This is a genomic window from Mycolicibacterium arcueilense (genome assembly GCF_058536225.1).
The window spans coordinates 1-1,344 of record NZ_JBZTYL010000049.1 but is presented as its reverse complement, the minus strand read 5'-3'; the positions used below and the strand labels follow the sequence as shown (position 1 = coordinate 1,344).

Sequence of the window (1,344 nt, the reverse complement as noted above, 5' to 3'; positions counted from 1 at the left end):
TGACGGTGGTGTCGGTGGGGTGATGTCGGTGGGCCGTTCGAGCAGTTTGCCTTTGTGGAAGACCGCTCCGGCGCGGACGAGGGCGACCAGATGTGGGGCGTTGACGGCCCGCCAACGGGCTTGGGCGGCGTCGATCAGCTTGTAGGCCATGGCCAATCCAGCGGCCCGCGATCCCGGACCCTTGGTGACCTTCGTTCTCAAACGCACTGTGGCGAAGGTGGATTCGATCGGATTCGTGGTACGCAGATGGATCCAGTGCTCGGCGGGGTAGTGGTAGAACTCCAGCAGGACATCGAGGTCGTCGACGATCTTGGCGACCACTTTCGGGTACTTCGCGCCGAAGGCAACCGCGAAGGCCTTGACCGCGACCTGAGCTTTGTCGATGTCTTCGGCGTTGTAGATGTCCTTGATGGCCGCCAGCGCGGCCGGATGCGCTGACTTCGGCAGTGCGGAAAGGACGTTGGCCTGCTTGTGGAACCAGCAGCGCTGCTCTCGGGTCTTCGGGAATACCTCCCGCACCGCCTTCCAGAACCCGAGCGCGCCATCGCCGACGGCCAGCACTGGGGCGGTCATGCCGCGTCGTTTGCAGTCGCGCAGCAGATCCGCCCACGACTCGCATGACTCCCGATAGCCGTCGGTGATCGCCACGAGCTCTTTGCGGCCGTCAGCGCGCACGCCGAGCATCACCAGCAGGCACAGCTTCTCCTGGTCCAGGCGGACCTTGAGGTGAATGCCGTCGACCCACAGGTAGACGTAGTCGCTGCCGGACAGGTCCCGGGCAGCGAACGTACGGGCTTCGTCTTGCCACTGCGCGGTCAGACGGGTGATCGTGGTGGCCGACAACCCGGCACCCGAGCCGAGGAACTGCTCGAGTGCGGGCCCGAAGTCGCTGGTCGATAGGCCGTGCAGATACAGCAGCGGCAGCACCTCACTCATCTGCGGGGACTTGCGTGCCCAGGCCGGCAGGATCGCCGAGGAAAACCGCTGCCGCTCACCAGAATCGGGGTCGACACGGCGATCGTTGACCCGCGGCGCCTTCACCTGCACGGCACCGGCCGCGGTCAGCACCTCACGCGGCTGGTGATAGCCGTTGCGGACCACCAGTCGGTGACCGTTCTCGTCGAGCTGATCAGCGAATGCGGCCACGTACGCGGCGACCTCGGCCTGCAGGGCAGCGGCCAACATCTGCCGGGCTCCGTCGCGGACGATCTCGTCCAACAACGACCGGCCGGCCTCGCCGCCGTTGGCCTCCTCGGCATCGTGAACTACGGTGAGCATGGGCGTACCTTCCCAACCAGCGCGCCAACGCCGGTCTTGATCGAATACCTGATTCCGTGATGATCA

At 65.6% G+C, this 1,344-nt stretch carries 1 protein-coding gene; it reads right to left on the bottom strand.

Going from position 1 to position 1,344, the window contains the following annotated elements:
• A partial coding sequence (locus AC4LGL_RS33885) for an IS256 family transposase (protein ID WP_491842605.1) occupies positions 1 to 1,278 on the bottom strand: 1,278 nt, incomplete at its 3' end.
• Between the last annotated feature and the right edge of the window lie 66 nt (positions 1,279 to 1,344).